The organism is Streptomyces sp. NPDC088252, assembly GCF_044740965.1.
GTDB lineage: Bacteria > Actinomycetota > Actinomycetes > Streptomycetales > Streptomycetaceae > Streptomyces.
On the sequence record NZ_JBIURS010000024.1, the window covers coordinates 1 to 19,411 of the forward strand.

Consider the following 19,411-nt stretch of genomic DNA (forward strand, 5'->3'; position numbering starts at 1 on the left):
GACGCGGCTTCTTCCCCATGCTCTCCATGATGAACATCATCCTTCCGAGGCCAAAGCCTCTGATCTCCGATGTCCGTCAAAGCGGATCAAGCCCACCCTGCACGCCTACCTGCGCTGGCGTAGCGCCAACGCCCGCCACCCGGACGTCCTCGCGGCGCACCGTCGCGAACGCGCCCGCATCCGCAGCGAGAAGGGCATCCACTGGGGCGGACGCCCGCTTCCCGCCGTGGCCTGACAAGCGACCGGGCCGAGAGCGTCAGGCCCTCGCACCACGCGCGATTCGGTACAGCACGTTCGGGCGCAGTGGCCCTTCGGGCGCGGTGGGGTCGTCGAAATCGTCAGCCGGGTCTCGGGTCATGCCGATCCGGCGCATCACTGCTTGGGAACGGAGGTTGGTAGCAGTCGTCACTGCAAGGATCTCGGGGAGTTCGAGCGCTTCGAAGCCGAAGGCAAGGCCAGCCAGGGCGGCCTCGGTGGCGTAACCCTGGCCCCAGGCCGAGCGAGCGAGCCTCCAACCGATCTCCACCCCCGTGAACGGCATGCCATCATCCACCTGGTCCAAGCCCGCGAAGCCGATGAACTCGCCCGTGGCCTGCACTTGAACTGCCCACCAGCCATAGCCTCGCTGGTCGAACTCGGCCTGGAAATGCGCCACGGAGGCATCGCTCTGTTCACGGGTCAGCAGGTCGCCCAAGTGCTCCCGGACCTCGGGATCAGCATTCATCGCCGCCCACGGTTCAAGGTCGGAGTCTTGCCATCGACGGAGTACGAGGCGATCGGTATGCAGTTCAGCCATGCTGCCCAGCCAACGTGAGCTCTGTCCCCAAGGCAATCCATTTCTTTCTTCGGGACTGCTACCGCCTGTCAGAAGGAGAATGCCCGGCTGGCTCCAAGACTGGCGAAGCGACCACCGGCCGGCGAACCTTCCCGGTCAGAGCACTTGCAGCAGCGCGACGAGCGCCAGAAGCACCCGCAGCCAGGCATACTGACGAGCGGTGCGTGGGTGCCGCGGGGTTGGGCTCACAAAGGGGCGTCTGTCGGCAACGCCCGCGTCTTTCAGCGCATCGACCCTGAAAGCCGCTCTCTCGGGCAACCTGCACGGCACGAAGTTGACGAACTGCACGGGGTTCATGCCGTGCGCGGGATCCGCTGTGCACGGCCGTGGAGCCTGAACGCCGTTACGCACTCGACGATGCCGACCGCGACCAGCCACCAGCCGGCGACCAGGGTGAGCACGGCGATTGAGGTGAACGGCGAGGTGATCAGCACGATCCCCGCGATGAAGGTGACGACGCCGAGGAAGGCCTGCCAGCCGCGCGCGGGCATGGTGGGGTCGTGAACGGCGGCCAGAGTATGGGTGATGCCGCGGATCAGCCAGCCGATGCCGATCCACAACGCGAGCAGCAGGATCGACTCCAGCCTGCCCCGGAAGCAGAACAGGCCCAGAAGGATCGACAGGGCGCCGCTGATGAACGCCAGGACACGCAGCGAGGTCGCCCTGTGCGTGCCGAAGGCGGCAGCCAGTTGGAGCGCGCCGCTGAGAATGAGGTAGATGCCGAAGAGGATCCCGGCGACGAGCAGGGACGGGCCCGGCCAGGCCAGGATCACGATCCCAAGGACCAGGGAGGCGATGCCGGTGATCAGAACGACCTGCCAGGCGGTGCGGGAGAGGCGGTGCAGGAACCCCTCGAAGGGTGGCTCCATGTAGCCCGGGGGCGGTTTCGGCGCGTGCACGTCACCCGTGGCATGGGCGTGGCGGTCGTCGTATTCCGGTCCCCGGGGGGAGCCGCTCGGTGCGTCGGTCATGATCCATGCTTGTACCGGGCACGGGCGCCCCGCCACCTTTGCCGGTCCACCCGGCTGATGGCGGAGGCACGGACCGTGCAGCACGGGGCCGGTGAAACGCGGATCGTGTCCAACCAGGCGTGCGGCGATTGAGCACTGCCCGTCCGGACCGGGCGCGGGCGACGAGACCGGCTTGGTGCAGCACGCCCAGGTCGTACGACACCGTGGCGGGACCGAGAAAGGGGCCTGCCGCGAGTTGTGCGGTGGAAGCCGGTGGCGCCAGCGCCGCGAGCAGCCCGGCGCGGGTGGTGCCGAGCAGTCTGGCCGGGCAACGCCGCAGCCGAGAGGATGCTCAGCGGACCCGGACGCAAGGTCTCCATACCGAGGGGGCGGGCTGGGCGAGGGCGCCTCGCCTTGCGCGGTGGACAACAGCCTGACCGGGCGGCCGGCCAGGAGCCGGATCACCGCGCAGAGCGCGTCGAGGAAGGCGCGGTCGCAGGCGTGGGCGTCGTCCACGCACACCAGTACCGGCCGGGACGCTACGAGTCGGTCCGGCAACGCCAGCAGGGCGGTCTGCACCTGCGCGTCGTCCGGCCCGCCGGCCTGAGCAGTGGGACTCAGGACGGCACTCGGCACCTGGCCGTGTGCGGCGGGCAGGCCGGGCAACTCGTCCAGGACCGGCGCCAGCAGTTGCTGCAGACAGGCACGGGCGTACCGATGGTCCGCGGCCCGGCCCTGCGCGGTCAGCACGAACATGCCGTCGCCTGCGGGCAGCAGGAGTCCCGGGGCAACGGCGAGGGCCGCGATTGCGGCGGACGCGTTCCGGGCGGTCTCCTTCGACGGCTGCAGCTCGATCAAAGTCCCGGACACCGCGCCGAACCTGGCCTGGTGCGGAACCTCGGGCCACGTCGGTTACCCGATGGCGGAGCTGATGACGCTCGTCGCAGGCACCCGGGCCCTGATCGGCGCGGTGTTCGGCACCACTCGCAAAGGAGAGACAGCCTGTGCCCGGCGCCCGCTGCACCGGGTGGCCGATGACGCCGACCACGCCTGCGCTCCTCGTGGGCGACTTGGCGTAAGCACTGAACACGATGAATAGTAGCTATATGGATATATCGGGCAAATGGAACGATGTACTCGTGCACCAGACCGATCCGTACAACGCCGAATCGCCTCCCGGCGCCCTCGCAAGTCAGATCACCCCCCTGGACAGCTTCTACAGTCGCAATCACTCGTCGATTCCCCACATCGCCCCGGAGGGCTGGCGGCTGCGAGTGGACGGTCTGGTCGATCGCCCGCTTGAGCTGTCGATGGACGAACTGCGGCGCCGCTTCCCCGAGCGGAGCGTGGTGGCAACACTGCAGTGCGCGGGCAACCGTCGCGCGGACCTCATCGAGATCCGCGACATACCCGGCCAGGTCTCCTGGGGCCCTGGAGCCATCTCCACCGCGTGCTGGCGTGGGGCAAGCCTGGCGGATGTGCTGGCCGACGCCGGAGTGCAGCCGGAGGCGGCCCACATCGCCTTCACCGGTGCCGACGTGTCGCAGCAGGCCGAGCCACCGCAGCCCTTCGGAGGCTCGATACCGGTGGCGAAGGCAACCTCCAGCGAGGTGTTGCTGGCCTGGGCCATGAATGATCGGGCACTGCCCACCGCGCACGGCGCGCCGCTGCGCGTGGTCGTCCCCGGCTGGATCGGCGCCCGCAGTGTCAAGTGGCTCAAGCGCATCACCGCTCAGGCCGAACCGTCCGACAACTACTTCCAGATCGAATACAGCATCCTGCCCGCCGAAGCCGACCCTCATCAGGTCAAGCAGGCAGACGGCATCACCCTCGGCCCGATCGCCATCCACTGCGCCATCCTGCACCCTGGCAAAAACGCCCAGTTGCCGTCCGGGCCGACCGAGGTCACCGGCTTCGCCTTCGCCGGGGACGACAGAACCGTGGAACGTGTGGATGTCTCCGTCGACCACGGCGTCTCCTGGGCCCACGCCGACCTGGACCCGCCGGAGAACCCCTGGACGTGGCAGCACTGGCGCGCCACGCTTACCCTGCCCCCGGGCGAGGCCGAGCTCATCGCCCGCGCCTGGGACTCCACGGCGGCCGTGCAGCCTGAGTCCTTGACAACCGTCTGGAACCCCAGGGGGTACGCCAACAACGCCGCGGCCCGGCTGCGCGTCACATGCCGTCCCTGACCCGGACACTTCGGTCGAAGGAGTCAGCGACTGACGCAGGGACATTTCCAACCTGGCGTGTATTTCAACGAGTTGGACGGTCTGACGGGACGACGGAGCCCCCTGACAGGCGGTTTCACGACCGAGATCCACCGTCCGCCAGGAACTCCGCGTTGGTCGACGAACCAACGTCGGCGCTCGACATCCATAGCTCCTCCGGTTCGGCAGGGACATGAGCCCGCGGCCCTGACCGGCTGCCTGGTGACCAGCATCCGAGAGCTGTAGGGACGTCAGTTATGTTCGTGATCACTATGGATGGGTACCGCGCCGAGAGGGCGCTGAGGCTGGTGGACGGGTCCATAGCCTGAGTTGTTGTGGATGACGGGTTCTCGTGGCACGAGGAGTCGTGTGCGTGACCGTGGTGTCGACTTCGTGACCATCGACGGCGGCGGCGAGGGCGGCACCGCTGATCTTCACCGACTCGGAGTCGCTGCCGTTCCGGATGGGCTGCTCCCGCGTCTACTGCACGTTCACCGAGCGAGGTCTGACCGACGAACTCACCTTCATCGGCTCCGGCAAGCTCGGCCTGCCCGAGAACGCCGCCGTCGCCTTCGCCCTGGGTGTCGACATGATCAACGTGGCCCGTGAGGCGATGCTGTCGATCGGCTGCATCCGTTCGCAGAAGTGCCACACCGACAAGTGCTCCACCGGCATCGCCACCCAGAACCCGTGACTGGCCCGCGGCCGCGAAGCACCCCCGAGCGCGGCACGGCCATCGTTACAGCCTGGTTTGCCCTGCTCGACGCCCAGGCCAATGGACTTCCCTCCCTGGGCATGGACCGTCCCGTCGGGCCAGGACCGCGCGCCATCGACCTCACGTCGCGGCAGGACTGGAGTCCGTACAGCCTCAACCTCCGCTGCCCCAAACCGTCCCACCGCACTCGACAGGGCGATTGCAAAGTCTTTTGATCAAGGGGAGGTGCAGGTCAGCTGAGGCCGACCAGTTCCAGGGGGCGTTCGTAGGGGCGGCGGGCGATCTTACGGAGTCCGGCGGCGATGTTGGTGTGGCCAGCGGTGCGGAGCTGGTTGATGGCGAAGCTTCCCCCTGAATTTGCAATCGCCCTGCTACTGCATCCCCTTTCCATGCACCACTGTCACGCAACGCATGGAATATCTCGAAGACGGAGCGGTTCAGTTCGCCACCCGAGATCGCAGCTGACCACGCCAGTGAAGAGCCGGACGATCCGAATCCAACGAGAACACCGAGAGAATACCCGAGACATAACTGTCGCTCTCGCTCCACCATTGGCCCTGCAGGGTCATCTCCTTGCCTCTCCGCGCATACCCCAGCGACTTTCGGTCCGCCGTCCCGGGTGAATTCCGATCCTCCCATTCGAAACACACACAGGAAAGAACGTTCGACCTGCTGAACCGGCAGGTCGAAAGAGCCGCCCGCACGGTGTAGCCGTCTGGTTACCCCGCCGCTCCCGGCGGCCCCTGCCCAGGCGGCGGCCCAGGCGTCGGCGGGCAACCGGGCCGCCGGGAGCAGCCGCCGGCGCCCACCCCCTGCTCCGTTTCAGGTTCGGGGCACGGATTTCGCACGAGGTCAACCGCAGGATCAGGAATTGACAAGGGGCTTGGCAACATGCCCTCGAAACTTTGATAAACCAGTGCCCCGTATACGCGTCCAAGAATTGACAGAGACCTTGGCGGCGTGCCCTCGACACCGCACCAAAATCGCCGACTGCGCACGAGTGCTCAGGAATTGACACCTGCCTGATGGTTGCCTACGGTCCGCTCGTCAGGTTTTCTCGACCGCGTCCGAGGGTATTCATGACTACATCTGCGTTGCCGAAGTTCAGGCAACAGTTGATTCTCGCCGTTCTCATGGTGTGTTCACTGCTGATCTGGCTGGACAACACCGTCCTGAGTACCACCCTGGAGACCCTCGCGGACCCGGTCCGTGGACTGAACGCCAGCCCGGCCGAGCTCCAATGGGCCACCGGCTCGTACACGCTGGCCTTCGCCACCCTGATGTTCACCGCGGGCGCGCTGGGCGATCGCTTCGGTCACCGGGCCGTGCTCGCGGCGGGCCTGCTGGTCTTCGCCGGATCCTCGGTGTGGGCGGCGTACGCGGGCGACGCGGGCCAGTTGATCGCCGCCCGGGCCGCGATGGGTGTCGGCAGCGCGCTGATCACGCCCGCCAACCTGGCCATTCTCATGTGGACCTTCACCGGCCCCGCGCGGTCGACCACTATCGCCATTTTCTCGACCTCCGCCGGTGTCGGCATGGCCGTGGGTCCGGTGCTGGCCGGGGTGCTTCTCGACCACTTCTGGTGGGGCTCGGTCTTCCTGGTCAATGTCCCGGTCGTGGTGCTGGCGCTGATCGGCATCGTCCTGCTGGTCCCGAACTTCCGCAGCCCTGTGGTGCGGCCGCTGGACCCGGCCGGGATGCTGCTGTCGATCAGCGGCCTCGCGGCGCTCGCCTACGGGCTGATCCGCGCGGGTCAGGTGGCGGCCTGGGGCCGTACGGGCGTCTGGGCGCCGATCGCCGTCGGCCTGGTCCTGCTGGCCGCCTTCGTGCTCGTCGAACTGCGCGTCAAGGTGCCCAGCTTCGATCCTCGGCTGCTCGCTCAACGCACCTTCGGCGGCGGCAACGTGGCGCTCGGACTGCTCCTCTTCGCCATGGCCGCCGTCACCTTCTACAACGCGTTCTACCTCCAGGGCGCACGCGGCTTCTCGCCAATCGAGGCGGGCCTGGCCAGTCTCCCCACCGCGATCGGCGCGCTCCTAGGCGCGCCCGTCGGCGCGCGTCTGGTGCGCCGCTGGTCGCTGCGGCTCGTCAGCGTGCCGGCCCTCACCGTGGCGGCGCTGACCATGGGTGCGTACGGGCTCTTCGGGCTGCGGACCCCCCTCGTCTGGATCGAGATCCTGCTGTTCTTCCAGGGCCTGTCCATCGGCATAGTGATCGGCCCGGTGACCGCGGCACTGATCAGCACGCTGCCGTTGGAACGAGCCGGTGCCGGCTCGGCCGTCACCAACACCGTGCGCCAGACCGGCAGCGTCATCGGGATCGCCGTCGGCGGCACGATCATGTCGATCGTGTACCGGCGCGCGATCGAGCCCTCGCTGGGCGGTACGCCGGGACCGGTGCGGGAGCAGGCGCGGGTCTCCGCCGAACAGGCCCGGCATGTCGCCACCGCGACCCACCGGCCCGCGCTCGCGCACGCGGCCGACGGCGCGTTCGTCCACGCCATGCACGTCGGCGCGGTCTGGATCATGTTCATCGCACTCTTCGGAGCGGCCGTGCTGCTGATCGCCCTGCGCTCGGACCGGAAGCCCACCGCTGCCGGGCGCGAACCGGAACGCGATCAGGAAGCCGGCCCCGCTGCGCACGAGGCGTCTCCCCGGGCCGGGGCCGAAGTCCCTCCCGCCCGCGAGGGCGACGACGTGGGCAGCCACTGACGCCATGGGAACCAGGCAAAAACTCCCTCAGGTGCAGCCGGGCAGCCAGGCCACGTATCTGCCCGACCGTCACATGTTCGCCCTGTGGACCTGGTCCGGCGGCACCGTGGGGGCGGCCCCGCCCCTCGGTGACATCGAGACCATCCCCCTGGCCGTCCCGACGCCGGACCTCGGCAGGCTCAAGGTGTCCGACGTCGACTGCGCACTGATCGAGCCGGACCGGCTCGTCGATGCGCCCCTCGACTCGCCCGGCCGGTCTGTGGACGCCTGGCGGTCGTGGATCGCGGGCGGCGAATCGGCCCTGCCGGTCGCGGCGCACGCTGTTCCCGATGCCACGGGTATCGCCGTGACGACGGCGGAGCACGCCGCCGCCGTCTTCCGGCACACCACCGCGATGGGGGCCGAACTGCGCACGACACTCACCGCCAAACTGCGGCCGTACCAGGTGCGCGGCGTGAGCTGGCTGCGCGAGACCATCGCCGCACACGGCGGCGCGGTGCTCGCCGACGAAATGGGACTCGGCAAGACGTTGCAGGCCATCGGCTGCGTCGCGGGACGCGCTGCAGAGGGGCCGCAACTCGTGGTCTGTCCCACGTCGTTGGTCGGTAACTGGGCACACGAGATCGCACGGTTCGCACCCGACCTGCGGGCCACGATCTGGCGCGGCGGGCCGCTGAAAGCGGTGGAAAGCGGCACGGTGGTGCTCACCGGCTACCCTACGCTGCGCACGCACGGCCCGACCTTGGCGGGGCACCACTGGAACACCGCGCTCTTCGACGAGGCACAGGTCCTGAAGAACCCCCGTACGCATGTGTCGAAGGCCGCGCGCACCATTGCGGCCGACGCGCGGATCGCCTTGACCGGAACGCCCGTCGAGAATCACCTCGACGAACTCTGGAGCCTGCTCAATCTGGTCGCACCGCACCTGTTCGGGCACCGGACGCAGTTCCGCCGTCGCTTCGTCCGGCCGATCGGGACCGGCTCCCTGACCGCCGCCGCCCGGTTGCGCGGGGCCATCGAGCCGGTCGTGCTGATGCGGAAGAAGTCCCAGGTCGCGGGGTCACTCCCGCCGAAGATCCACGCCGACCTCATCTGCGACCTCACCGAGGAACAGGAGCAGCTGTACGACCGGTCGCTGGAACAGGTCATCGACGACGGCTTCGGCAGTGGCGCCCAGCGGCAGACCAAGGTGCTCGCGGTCCTGACCACGCTCAAGCAGGTCTGCAACCACCCGGGCCTGATCACGGACGACCTCACTGAGCTGTCGGGAAGGTCGGGAAAGCTCGACCTCTGCACCGACATCGTGACCAACAACCTGGAAAGCGGCTCTCCGACCCTCATCTTCACCCAGTACCGGCAGACCGGTGAGCTGCTGGTACGGCACTTCGACGAACAGTTCGGCCTGAGCGCGCCGTTCTTCCACGGCGGCCTGAACCAGGAGCAACGGGCCGACATCGTCCGCCGTTTCCAGAGCGACGACGGCCCGAACGTGCTCGTGCTCAGCCTGAAGGCCGGGGGTACCGGGCTCACTCTCACCCGCGCGGCCGACGTCATCCACTTCGACCGGTGGTGGAATCCGGCCGTGGAAGCACAGGCGTCCGACCGGGTCCACCGGATCGGCCAGACCCGCACCGTCACCGTCACCACTCTGACCACGGGGACCACCATCGAGGAGCACATCGCGGCCATGCATTCCCGCAAATCCGCATTGTCGGACATTGCCGATATATCAAGCGTCGCCGAGTTGACCCATCTGGACGACGACCGCCTCATCGAGGTCCTGCGCCGGAAGCGAGACAGCTGACCCATGGCCGACCACGACTTCGGCTACACGAAGTGGGGCAAGGACTGGGTCCGGTTCGCCGAGTCGTTGCGCCAGACCCGCCCCGATCCGCAGCTGCCGAGCGCGCGCCGCGCGGCACGCGACGGGAAGGCGCAGATCACGATAGACGGCCGGACCGTGCGCGCCGTCGTACACCGCGGCCGCAGCACCGCGGAGGTCACGATCGATGTCGCCCCGATGTCCCAGGGGGCGATGGCCGAGATCTCCCGTCACCTGAGCGGCATCCAGCCCCTCCTCACGGACGACCTGTACCACGCGATCGCCGACGCGGGCCACCCGCCCGCGCCGGCCCTCGTCCGCGTCGACTGCTCCTGCCCGGCCGACACCCCACGGTGCATCCATGAACTGTCCGTCTACTACGACATGGCGCGACGCATCGATGACGACCCCCGCATCGCGCTCGACGTGCAGGGCTTCTTCCGCGCTTCGGCGGACGGCACCGAGGTGTCCGCCACGGCGACACCGCAGCGCTGGATTGCGCTCAACGCCCTTGATCCGGCGGCCTACTTCATGGTGACCGAGTGACCCGCACGGTGTGCGGGGGCGTGCCCCCACGCCGCTTCACCGCCCGCTGGGCCCGCGGACGCCTCCGCATCCCCCAGCCGTAAAAACCCCGCTCGCCCGGTCGGGCCGTGCCGCGGGGTCGATCGGAGGTCCGGCGAGAAAGGCGGTGATCTCGCCGGACACCTGCTCGGTCTGTTGCGTGTGACAGAAATGGCCGAGGTCGTCGCGCAACACGACCCGGGGATGGGGGAGGTCGGCGGCCGGCGCCTCGGCCCGACACCCATTGATACCGTCGTCGCTGGTCCCGCCGAGGACGAATGTCGGTATCCTGTTGGCGCGCGGCGATCGGCGAGTGGGGGGCGGCAGTTGTACGGCGCGCAACGACCTCCTGCTCCGGATGCCCCAACACCCGGTCGACAGACAGCACGACCTGCGCCGGCACCGGCCCGGCCGCTTCGTCGGATGATGTCGCCATGGCCCCACCGTAAACAGAGGGCCGGGCCCACGAGTAACCGCACAGAAGCGCTACTCGGAGGTACTCTTCTTCGCCTTCCGGTGTCGGCGCGCACAGTCGACCTGGTCGCGGATCAGGCCGGTGAACGTCGTCTCCGGGTCGCCGGTTCTGCTCAACTTCAGTGATGCACGCACTCTCAGTATCAGGTGAGGGGTAGCAGATGAACCGCCCCGTTCCGGTATGTCGACGGTCAGTCCTGGGGCTCTTCCACCGGTCTCTTGCTCAGGAGTAGTTTCGCGGCCTCGATCGCTTCCCTGTTGAGCTCCTCGACGGAGATGCCCCAGCTCTCCTCCCATCCGTCGAGGTTGTGTGCGCAGTGGACCAGTGCCTCCAGGTCTTCGGGGTAGTCGAGGTCGTAGGCGATGTCTGCCCAGATGAGATGCGCTCCGGTGGCAGGGTTGAGGGATCCGTCGACGATCTGTTCGGCGATCCAGTAGGCCATGGCCCACTTCGCGGCCCGGGGGTCGTCCGGCGGGTGAAAGAGCAGTCCTAGTTCGTCCAGGACCTGATCGAAGAGTTCAGGCGCTTCGGGCTCCTCACTGCGCAGGAGACCGGCGAGCGCAGCGAGCGAGGGACTGTGGACGCCGACGATCAGTGCGTCCAGCCCCGACTGGATGAGTCGGTCAGAACCGACATGTCTCCCGAAAGCCCTCTCGTGCGCAAGGTGGCTGAGTCGGTTGAGGGCGTCGTCCTGGGTCATTTTGGACTTCTTCGTCGGTAGCGGGGGCAACGAACTCTCGCACGGCCGTCGAGCTGTCGCCATCGAGTTCACCTGAGCCTGCTCTGACCATCAGGACATGAGGACACGCTTCCGGAGGCGTGGAAAGGCGGCACGACCGAACATCTGGCGTTTGAGCACCTTGATGCGGTTGACGTGTCCTTCGACGACGCCGCAGTTCCAGGGCAGGGCAAGGCCGGCGGTGACGGCGTCGTGGTCGCGGTCGATGCCCGCGCCGAGGGTGTGCAGGCTGGGCATATCGTCCTTGCGGACGGCGTCGAGCCATTCGGGAAGCCGTTGGCCCTGGCGCTCAGTGAGCATCTTTGCGAAGGACCGGACGTGTGGACCTGGGTCTGTCGGCTGCCTTGGCCATCGTGGGGCAGGAGACCTGGGCCGCGGCGCAGACTCGTACGCTGCGCAGCCCACCGCGGACCGTCCCGACGGGGTGGTTGTCGCGACTACTGCCCCGTCCCGGAGGGCCGGTGAGCCGGTCCGTGTCCTGGACCGCACGTCCTGACCGATCGGTCACGTGAGGCCGGGCTGCCGTGCCGGTCCCGGCTCACGCCTGGACGCGGCGGTCCCGAATGGCACCATCCGGGCGTCGGCCCACGCAGAAGCGCTGCGGTCAGGCCCATCGCTGGCCGATGGGTGTGCCCCTGGTCGGCGGGCTGGTCCAGTTGCCGCCGGGAGTGTTGCCGCTCATTGCGCAGTTTTCAACGCGCTGGGTGAACAGGGCAAGTGCCTGCGCCCACGCCCAGCACGGGCGTTCGCTTCCTCCTCGATGCAGTCGGCTGCCTCCCGGAGGAAGTGGCGCTCGCGGTTCCTGTAGTAGCCGGGTAGTGGTCGCACCGTTCCGCAGCCGTCGTGCTCGGTCGTGTCTGACTGCGCGACGCGCGCCAGCGCGCTCCGACACCAGATGTCGTTGTCGAACTCTGGCGCGCACCATGAATAGCCATCCTCCACCCCCGACACTTCGCGGGCCCAACGCGCGAGCAGTGAGTGGAACGTGCATGGCTGTCCGCCAGCCCAGCCCCTACGCGAGGATCGCCGCCCGGCCGTGGCCGCCTGACCTGCGCAACCTGGTCGCCAAGGCCAGCAAGCGCCGCGACGACGAGCACGAGCGTATCGAGACCGAGACCACAAAGTGCGGCAACGGCGCAAGGCGAGGATGTACGCCCGCACCCGCGAGCGCCTGCCGGTCCTCGTCCGCACGATCGACCAGCGCCGCAAGGACGCCGCCGTGGTATCGGAAGCCGCGAGGCAAGCCGGTCCCGGCGAGATCTTCACCGCTGCCGCTCAGCAACTTGTACACGCCGTGGTTCCGCACGGAGCGGCCGGCAGGGTCTGGGCCGAGGATCCCGACACCGGAAAACGCCTTTCCGCAGCAAGTGAAACCGTAAGGGAACAACAACCTGAACTGCACAGCGAGTTGACCACGAACCTCATCGGAGATGCCGATATCGCACCAACGAGCCGGATCGCGCGAAACAACGCCTTGACTCGCTGTGAGTTCTCAGATACTGCCGGGGTCGCGGTGGGGGAAGGCGCACAGCACCGTACCCAGTACGCGTTCCACCGGAAAGTAACCCACCAGACGGGAGTCGAAGCCGTTCTCCGGGTTGTCGCCGAGCAGCACCACAGCCCCCGGTGGCACACAGCCCCCGGGGGCTGTGCGCAGGATGGCGGGCAGGTGGTGCGGGACCGGGTCGCCAGATGTGGCTACGGCCCGTTTGATGAGCCATTCCCGCTGCGCCTGGCCGGCGCCGCCTCTACCGCGCGGTAGAGGCGGCGCCGGCCAGGCGCCCTGCGGGGTAGGGCGTTCCACCACGACGATCTGCCCTGCCGAGACGTTGCGGGTGCGACGTACGAGCACGCGGTCGCCGTGCTCGTACGTCGGTTCCATGCTGCTTCCCTGGACGGTGACTGCGGTCAGTCCTCGCCGGAGAGCCACGGGCACGACCAGACAGGCGCCCACGGCGATGCCCCCGGCCGCCAGCAGACCTCTGCGCACCATGTGCCTCCTGCCTCGTGATGGTTAGGTTGCGTTGTCCCGGTAGCCGGATGCCTGGAGGGCGAAGAGCCGGGCGTACTCGCCCCCCATCGCCGTCAGCGAGGCGTGATCGCCCTGCTCCAGGATTCGCCCGTCCGCAAGCACGGCGATCATGTCGGCGTCGCGCACCGCACCGAGCCGATGGGAGATCAGCAGACTGGTCCGCCCGGCGCGGTACTGGGTGAGCGAGGAGTGGATTTCGGCCTCAGCCTCGGCGTCCAGGCCTGCGGACGGCTCGTCGAGGATCATGAGGTCGCGCTGATCGCGTAAGAAAGCCCTGGCCAGGGCAAGCCGTTGCCACTGACCACCCGAGAGTTCGAGGCCGGTCTGCGGGGTGCCCTTCTCACCGTCCACGCTCAAGCTCGTGTCCCTGTCCATGTCCATGAAGAACATCCGGGACAGCAGGGTGTCGTATCCGCGCGGCAGCTCAGTCAACCGGTCGTGCAGGTCGGCGCGGCGCGCGGCGGTATGGATGCGTTCCCGGTCGTCGAGTGAGGACAGGTCCCCCAGGGCGATGTTCTCGGCGGCCGTCATGTCGTACTCCATGTAGTCCTGGAAGACGGCACCGATACGGTGGCGCAGATCGGCCGGATCGATCTCGCGCAGATCCGTCCCGTCCCAGAAGATCGCTCCGCGCGTGGGGTCGTAGTACCGGCACAGCAGTTTGATCAGAGTGGACTTGCCCGCTCCGTTCAGTCCGATGAGCGCCAGCGCCTTCCCGTACGGGACACGAAGGGTGACACCCCGGAGGATCCAGGCGTGCTCGGGCGAGTATCGGAACCAGACGTCCCGGAATTCGATGGCGTCGCGGAGCGGTGGCACGGGGCGAGGGTTCGGGGCCACGGGGAGATCGGGCGGGCAGCGGATGACGGACAGATAGTGGTCGAACATCAGCAGCGACTGGTGGGTACGGGCGATCTCCAGGGCGAGTACTGCGACGGCGCCTTGGATGCCGGCCACAGCCGCCACGAAGATCGCTACATCGCCGACCGAGAGCCCGCCGGACCGGGTGGCGGACACCGCCCACAGCAGTCCGCCCGCTGCCACCAGCGCGGCGAAGCCTCCGAGACCCGACTGGACCATGGCCTCCCTGCGGTCCATGGTCCGCAGGGAGGCGTTGACGGTGCGACGGTCGGCCAGCATACGACCGCGAAGGAACGTACCGATGCCGAACAGCCGTATCTCCTTGGCCGCTTCCACGCTGGTGAGCAGCTGGCTGTAGAAAAGCTCGCGCCGTTCGACGGGGCCGAGGTCCCAGTACATACGGGCCCGGCGTCGGGACAGCGCGAGTTCTGCTGCCAGCGTCGGTACCCCGGCCAGGAGGACCATGCCGGTCATCATCGGGCTGAGCACCAGCAGGGAGGCGAGGAACCCGGTGATGGTGACCACCGCTTGGAGGAGACCGAGGGTGCCGTCCACCACCTGACCAGGTCCCGACCCTCCCGCGTCACGGGCGAGCCGCACCCGGTCCAGGAAGCGTGGGTTCTCGAACTGGGCGAGGCCAACCAGCCGGTCCACGGCGCCGAACAGGCGGTCCTGGGCGAGGAGTCCCACCGCGCGGTTGAACTCGGCGCGCAGGTACTGCGTCAGCTGGGGCAGCACTGCGGCGACGAGTCCGGCGGCGCCCAGACTGGCGGCCAGCGGGAGCAGGGTGGCTGTCCGCGCTCCGGCGGCCACATCGTCGAGTACGAGTTTGGTGAGCCAGGCGATCACCACGGGCTGAGCGCCACCGACGAGCGCCACCACGACGTGCAGCGTCAGGGTCGTAGGAGCCGCTCTGACAGCGAGTGCTCCGGCGGCCACCCCCCGCGCGACCGATGAGCGGAGCCGGGTGCCGGGCCAGGCGGCACCGTTGCCGTAGCGGATGTCGTGGCTCATGCGCCGACGGGGGCTGACCGGTCGAGTCGCACGTCGTCGGAGGTGATGACGCACCGTCCGGTGCCGGCTCCGATGCCGGGGCCGGCGCCGGGTGCCGGTGCCATCCGGAGCACCGTCGGGAAGGCGGATGTCCGGAACGCCCTGCCGAGTGGGCCGCCGGGCTGCTCCACGAACACCCGTGCCACCGGTGCGAGTTCGGACACGAAGGGGGTGCACTCCTCGGCGTCGCCGACGACGACGGCCCAGGCCAGGTCACGGCTGAGCGCGGAGGCCCTGATGTGCTGGACGAGCCGGGGCACCTCGTCCTGGCACGGCGCGCATCCGGGCGAGAAGAAGGCCACCAGAGTCTCGCTGGTGACGGTCTCCTGGCTCACCGGCTCGCCGTCCGCAGAGGTCGCCGAGAACGGGCCCACCTCCTCGCCCACGGCGATGGCCCCGGGGGCCGGGCCGGGTCCTGACTCGTACCCGGCGTCGGGCCGAGCACTCGCCAGCAGGGCCGTGTGCTCGCGCAGCCGCTTCACCACCCCCACCGTGAGGACGAGGTCCAGTGTGCACAGCAGCCCCACGAGCACGACTGCGGCCACGAGGAAAGACATGCCGACTCCCTTGGATTCATTGGTATGTGCTCGGGTCAGGCGGGGCGGAACAGCTCGACGATGTCGTCGAGCGCCATGATCACCGCAGCCAGCAGCAGGCCGCACAGAGCCGCCGTGACGGCAGCCTCCACACGCACCTCTCCTCCGACCGGTGCGCTCATCGCGCCGATGATCGCGAGGATCCCCAGCACGCCGTTCCGTACGACATGCCGGGCACCGAGCGGAGCGGACGAAGCCCCGAAGCAGCGGCAGGAGGCGCTTACTCCGCGATGCCGGGCCAGGGCGATGGCGAGCGCGAAGCCGCCCACGAGGGCGGCGGCGCCCAGGAGCCCGCAGACCCCGGTCGCAGTGGATGGCGCCGCGACCAGCGAGCTCACGAGGAGCTCGCCGGCCACGACGCCTGCCGCGACTGGGCGAACCAGCACCGGCGGCAGTACCCGCATGCTGCGCACCGACGCCGCGAAGGCGTCATACGCCTGCCGTCCGTTCGCCTTGCTGAGGAACGAGGTGAGGAACACCGTCCCGATCAGTGTGCGGACCGCGACTTCCAGATACTGCTGCATGAGATGGTCTGCCCTGCGGTCAGCGGCAGTTGGAGCAGCTGTGGAACTTCCAGGCGGTGGTGGACCCGCTGGAACAGGCGGTGCGGGTCTGCCACCAGGTGTGGTCGGTGGCGTTGCACCCGCTCGTACCGATGACGCACTTCCACTCGGTCCAGCAGTCCTGGGCCGCGGCGGAAGCGTCGATCCGGGGTACGAAGCGCTCCACGACGTTGGATCCCAGTGCTTCGATCATCTTGAACACGTCGGACTCCTTCTCTCGGTCGTTCTCCAGGTGGATCTGCGCGGTGCAGCCGCTCGCCCTCCGCTCTCGGAGCGTCAGGGGAGAGTGCCTGGCCTTTCGGCCGTTGGAGATACTGGTCGGCGCATGTTGGGCAAACCTTGGAAGGAACTTGAATTCACAGGTCGCTCCCACTGTCTCGACAGCGGTGCTTCGGCCCAGGGGAAGGGTGTTCGTGGACTTCGTTCTACTCGGAGGCATCGAGGCGTATGTCGGAGGTGCTGCGGTCGACTTGGGCCATGTCCGTCAGCGGTCGGTACTGGCGGGGCTGCTGGTCGATGCCAATGCTCCGGTTCCGACCGCCAGGCTCGTGGACCGGGTGTGGGGGGACTGTCCTCCGCAACGGGCCCACGCCACGCTCTACAGCTACGTGTCCCGCCTGCGCCGGGCCTTGGCCACGGCGACCGAGAAGGTGCACATCACACGGCGATCGGGCTCCTACGTCCTGGCGGTCGATCCGTCCACCGTGGACCTGCACCGCTTTCGCGGCCTGGTCGGGCAGGCCCGCACTGCCGACGACGGCCACGCCGCGGTGCTGTTCGCACAAGCGCTCGCACTGTGGCGCGGCGACGCCTTCGGTGATCTGGACACTCCTTGGTTCAACGTCCTGCGCGAGTCGTGGCACCGAGAGAGAACCGCAGCCGAACTGGACCTCACCGATCTCCGGCTACGGCTCGGTCGGCACGCCGAGCTGTCGGCCGCGCTTCCCGCACGCGCCGAGCAGCACCCGCTGGACGAGCGTCTGGCGGGGCAGCTCATGCTGGCCCTGTACCGCAGCGGCCGCCGGTCGGATGCCCTGGCCCACTACCAGAACATTCAGCATCGATTATCGGAGGAACTCGGAACCGACCCCGGCCCGGCACTGCAACGACTGCACCAGCAGATTCTCACCACGGACGCTGCACTGGCCGTCCGCCCTGCCGCTGGCACAACCGCGCAATTGGGAACGGCCATGGTGCCGCACCAATTGCCCCCTCCACCCGGACACTTCATCGGCCGGGCCCGCGAGATCGCGGAACTCGACAAGGTGCTCAACGCGGGCGGTGCTCCAGGTGGCACCGTGGTGATCTCGACGATCGGCGGGATCGGTGGGATCGGCAAGACCTGGCTCGCCGACCATTGGGCCCATCACAACGCCGCGGCGTTCCCCGACGGGCGACTCCACGCCGATCTTCGAGGCTTCTCCCCATTGGGAGACCCCGCCTCTCCGGCAGAAGTGGTGCAGAACTTTCTCCACGCCCTCGGGCTCGCATCCACAGAGATGCCGGTCGACTTACCGGGCCGAGTGGCGATGTACCGGAGCCTGATCGCGGACAGGCGGATGCTGATCGTGCTGGACGACGCCCGCGATACCGCCCAGGTCCTTCCCCTGCTGCCGGGAACTCCTTCATGCACGACGCTGATCACCAGCCGTCGTGGACTCACCGGACTGATCACCGCGCACGGGGCCCGTCCTCTCGCCCTTGACGTGGTGTCCGAGGCGGAGGCCCGGGAGATGCTGGTTGATCGCCTTGGTCCCCAACGGGTTGCGGAGGAACCAGAGGCGGTGGCCACCCTCCTGGATCACTGCGCGGGTCTGCCCCTGGCCATCAGCGTAATGTCTGCCCGGGCGGGCATTCATCCCACATTTCCGCTGGCCGCGCTTGCTGAGGAACTCCATGACAGATCCGCCCGGCTGGACGCCTTCGGCACCGACGATCCCACAGCCGACCTGCGGGCCGTGCTGTCTTCCTCCTACGATGCCCTGGACACAGCGACAGCGCGGGTGTTCGGACTACTCGGCCAGTCGCTCGGCCCGGACATCAGCCTGGCCGCGGCGTCGGCCCTGACCGCACTGCCCGTCCCGGAAGTGCGGTCGCACCTGCGCGGGCTGGAAGGAGCGCATCTGATCCAGGAGATCCGCCCGGGCCGCTACCGCATGCACGACCTCGTACGGCTCTACGCGGCAGAGCGCGCGACACAGGATCAGCACAGGGAAGTCCTGGAGTCCGCGCTGCGCGGGTTGGTGGACTTCTACGCCGACACGGCACACGACGGCGACCGATTGTTGTCGCCGCTGCGAACCCCGTTCGGACCGGACCTACCAGACGTCACGCGAGGCGCCCTCCCACTCCGGGACATCGAAACCGCAATGCTCTGGTTCGAAGCCGAACACCTCTGCTTGCTCGACGCGCACCGCTTCGCCATGGCACAGGGCCACTACCGGCAGGCATGGCAGTTGGCTTGGTCCTTGGATACCTTTCACTGGCGGCAGGGGAACCTGGACGACCGCACTGCGATGCTGCGGGCCACGCTCGCCAACCGGGAGAGCATGCGGGACCAGACTCAGCGTGCACTGGCTCACCGGCTTCTCGGGCGCGCCCATGCCTCCCAGGGCCAGCACGCCGCGGCTCTGGAACACCTGCGTGTAGCTCTCACGCTGTTCGAGGAAGCCGATCACGCGGCGGGAAAGGCACAGACACATCTCAACCTCGCCCTGGCCTGGGAGAAGCACGGCGACGACCGACAGGCGCTGGCGCACGCCATCCAGAACCTGCGCATCCGCAGGACGCTCGACAGTCCTCCCCGGGAAGCCGAAGCGCTCAACGCGGTGGGCTGGTACCACGCCCGGCTGGGCCATCACCGGCAGTCCCGCAGCTACTGCGAGGAGGCGCTCGTCCTGTGCCGTCGGCACCACTTTCGCGAGGGGGAGGCATTCACTCTGGACAGTCTCGGCTACCTCGCCCACCGCACCAACGAACACACCCTTGCACTCGAGCACTACGATCAGGCCTTGACCCTGCGCCGGGAACTCGGTGACGCCTTCGAGGAAGCAGACACACTGGCAAAACTGGGGGATATCCGTGACTCCCTGGGCCAGCACGCCCAGGCCTGCGAGGCGTGGGAACAGGCCCGTTCCCTCTACCGATCCCAGCGGCGACTCAGGCCGGCCCTCCAAGTCGAGGAGAAGCTGGCTCCCAGAGGGCGTTTGATCTAGGCGAATACGCGCCTGCATCTACCTCGGCACCGTCACCCTCGCAGCGCTCCTACTGCTTCCCGCTGCTGCA

Annotated in this window: 15 protein-coding genes and 3 pseudogenes; 7 read left to right on the top strand and 11 right to left on the bottom strand. The window is 68.2% G+C overall.

What is annotated here, in order from left to right:
• Positions 1-235: pseudogene (locus ACIOHC_RS34415) on the top strand (hypothetical protein); the annotation flags it as partial.
• A 21-nt stretch (positions 236-256) separates the two neighbouring features.
• On the opposite strand, the gene ACIOHC_RS34420 reads toward ACIOHC_RS34415, so the two are convergent.
• The 3 genes from ACIOHC_RS34420 to ACIOHC_RS34430 all read right to left on the bottom strand — a co-directional run bounded on the left by ACIOHC_RS34420 (position 257) and on the right by ACIOHC_RS34430 (position 1,806).
• Positions 257-796 (bottom strand): GNAT family N-acetyltransferase, encoded by a 540-nt coding sequence (locus tag ACIOHC_RS34420; protein ID WP_351086725.1) that lies wholly within the window; start codon positions 794-796, stop codon positions 257-259.
• Positions 797-931: 135 nt separating this feature from the next.
• Positions 932-1,132 (bottom strand): hypothetical protein, encoded by a 201-nt coding sequence (locus ACIOHC_RS34425; RefSeq protein ID WP_351086727.1) that lies wholly within the window; start codon positions 1,130-1,132, stop codon positions 932-934.
• Positions 1,129-1,806 carry an HdeD family acid-resistance protein gene (locus tag ACIOHC_RS34430; RefSeq protein WP_351086742.1) on the bottom strand — a complete coding sequence of 226 codons (678 nt, stop codon included), beginning with the start codon at positions 1,804-1,806 and terminating at the stop codon, positions 1,129-1,131. The genes ACIOHC_RS34425 and ACIOHC_RS34430 overlap by 4 nt, the downstream gene beginning before the upstream one ends.
• A 1,118-nt stretch (positions 1,807-2,924) precedes the next feature.
• Between ACIOHC_RS34430 and ACIOHC_RS34435 the strand changes: the two genes are divergently transcribed.
• From ACIOHC_RS34435 to ACIOHC_RS34455, 5 genes and pseudogenes are all read left to right on the top strand, one after another.
• Positions 2,925-3,977 carry a sulfite oxidase gene (locus ACIOHC_RS34435; protein WP_351086729.1) on the top strand — a complete coding sequence of 351 codons (1,053 nt, stop codon included), beginning with the start codon at positions 2,925-2,927 and terminating at the stop codon, positions 3,975-3,977.
• A gap of 393 nt (positions 3,978-4,370) precedes the next feature.
• A pseudogene (locus ACIOHC_RS34440) lies at positions 4,371-4,686 on the top strand (glutamate synthase-related protein); the annotation flags it as partial.
• Positions 4,687-5,789: 1,103 nt separating this feature from the next.
• Positions 5,790-7,421, top strand: coding sequence for an MFS transporter (locus ACIOHC_RS34445; RefSeq protein WP_365694545.1), 1,632 nt, complete (start codon positions 5,790-5,792; stop codon positions 7,419-7,421).
• A 4-nt stretch (positions 7,422-7,425) separates the two neighbouring features.
• Positions 7,426-9,225: a DEAD/DEAH box helicase gene (locus tag ACIOHC_RS34450; RefSeq protein ID WP_401845369.1), complete on the top strand. Its 1,800-nt coding sequence runs from the start codon at positions 7,426-7,428 to the stop codon at positions 9,223-9,225.
• Positions 9,226-9,228: 3 nt separating this feature from the next.
• Positions 9,229-9,789, top strand: coding sequence for a hypothetical protein (locus ACIOHC_RS34455; protein WP_351086734.1), 561 nt, complete (start codon positions 9,229-9,231; stop codon positions 9,787-9,789).
• Between the two features lie 683 nt (positions 9,790-10,472).
• Here the strand turns inward: ACIOHC_RS34455 and ACIOHC_RS34460 are convergent.
• The 8 genes and pseudogenes from ACIOHC_RS34460 to ACIOHC_RS34495 form a co-directional block, all read right to left on the bottom strand.
• On the bottom strand, positions 10,473-10,982 hold the full coding sequence (locus tag ACIOHC_RS34460) for a hypothetical protein (RefSeq protein WP_351086736.1): 510 nt from the start codon (positions 10,980-10,982) through the stop codon (positions 10,473-10,475).
• A 90-nt stretch (positions 10,983-11,072) separates the two neighbouring features.
• A pseudogene (locus tag ACIOHC_RS34465) lies at positions 11,073-11,342 on the bottom strand (transposase); the annotation flags it as partial.
• A gap of 691 nt (positions 11,343-12,033) precedes the next feature.
• Complete coding sequence (locus tag ACIOHC_RS34470; RefSeq protein WP_351086738.1) at positions 12,034-12,312, bottom strand: hypothetical protein; 279 nt, start codon at positions 12,310-12,312, stop codon at positions 12,034-12,036.
• Between the two features lie 201 nt (positions 12,313-12,513).
• The gene (locus tag ACIOHC_RS34475; protein ID WP_401845371.1) at positions 12,514-13,014 is read right to left on the bottom strand and encodes a S26 family signal peptidase; all 501 of its coding nucleotides are present in this window, start codon (positions 13,012-13,014) and stop codon (positions 12,514-12,516) included.
• 21 nt (positions 13,015-13,035) lie between these two features.
• Positions 13,036-14,928, bottom strand: coding sequence for an ABC transporter ATP-binding protein (locus ACIOHC_RS34480; RefSeq protein WP_351081781.1), 1,893 nt, complete (start codon positions 14,926-14,928; stop codon positions 13,036-13,038).
• Positions 14,925-15,524, bottom strand: coding sequence for a hypothetical protein (locus ACIOHC_RS34485; RefSeq protein ID WP_351081779.1), 600 nt, complete (start codon positions 15,522-15,524; stop codon positions 14,925-14,927). The genes ACIOHC_RS34480 and ACIOHC_RS34485 overlap by 4 nt, the downstream gene beginning before the upstream one ends.
• Positions 15,525-15,559: 35 nt before the next feature.
• Entirely contained in the window at positions 15,560-16,087 is a 528-nt protein-coding gene (locus ACIOHC_RS34490; protein ID WP_365693782.1) for a MauE/DoxX family redox-associated membrane protein, read from the bottom strand.
• Between the two features lie 19 nt (positions 16,088-16,106).
• Positions 16,107-16,328, bottom strand: a complete 222-nt coding sequence (locus ACIOHC_RS34495; protein WP_351081775.1) for a hypothetical protein — start codon at positions 16,326-16,328, stop codon at positions 16,107-16,109.
• Between the two features lie 406 nt (positions 16,329-16,734).
• On the opposite strand from ACIOHC_RS34495, the gene ACIOHC_RS34500 reads away from it, so the two are divergent.
• A complete protein-coding gene (locus ACIOHC_RS34500; protein ID WP_401845377.1) occupies positions 16,735-19,341 on the top strand; it encodes a BTAD domain-containing putative transcriptional regulator in 2,607 nt (868 codons plus the stop codon).
• Positions 19,342-19,411 lie beyond the last annotated feature (70 nt).

What these genes read in the sequence shown, in the direction of transcription:
- ACIOHC_RS34420 (WP_351086725.1), bottom strand. Translation starts at nt 796, where the DNA reads ATGGCTGAACTGCATACCGATCGCCTCGTACTCCGTCGATGGCAAGAC.
- ACIOHC_RS34425 (WP_351086727.1), bottom strand. Translation starts at nt 1,132, where the DNA reads ATGAACCCCGTGCAGTTCGTCAACTTCGTGCCGTGCAGGTTGCCCGAG.
- ACIOHC_RS34430 (WP_351086742.1), bottom strand. Translation starts at nt 1,806, where the DNA reads ATGACCGACGCACCGAGCGGCTCCCCCCGGGGACCGGAATACGACGAC.
- ACIOHC_RS34445 (WP_365694545.1), top strand. Translation starts at nt 5,790, where the DNA reads ATGACTACATCTGCGTTGCCGAAGTTCAGGCAACAGTTGATTCTCGCC.
- ACIOHC_RS34450 (WP_401845369.1), top strand. Translation starts at nt 7,426, where the DNA reads ATGGGAACCAGGCAAAAACTCCCTCAGGTGCAGCCGGGCAGCCAGGCC.
- ACIOHC_RS34455 (WP_351086734.1), top strand. Translation starts at nt 9,229, where the DNA reads ATGGCCGACCACGACTTCGGCTACACGAAGTGGGGCAAGGACTGGGTC.
- ACIOHC_RS34460 (WP_351086736.1), bottom strand. Translation starts at nt 10,982, where the DNA reads ATGACCCAGGACGACGCCCTCAACCGACTCAGCCACCTTGCGCACGAG.
- ACIOHC_RS34475 (WP_401845371.1), bottom strand. Translation starts at nt 13,014, where the DNA reads ATGGTGCGCAGAGGTCTGCTGGCGGCCGGGGGCATCGCCGTGGGCGCC.
- ACIOHC_RS34480 (WP_351081781.1), bottom strand. Translation starts at nt 14,928, where the DNA reads ATGAGCCACGACATCCGCTACGGCAACGGTGCCGCCTGGCCCGGCACC.
- ACIOHC_RS34485 (WP_351081779.1), bottom strand. Translation starts at nt 15,524, where the DNA reads ATGTCTTTCCTCGTGGCCGCAGTCGTGCTCGTGGGGCTGCTGTGCACA.
- ACIOHC_RS34490 (WP_365693782.1), bottom strand. Translation starts at nt 16,087, where the DNA reads ATGCAGCAGTATCTGGAAGTCGCGGTCCGCACACTGATCGGGACGGTG.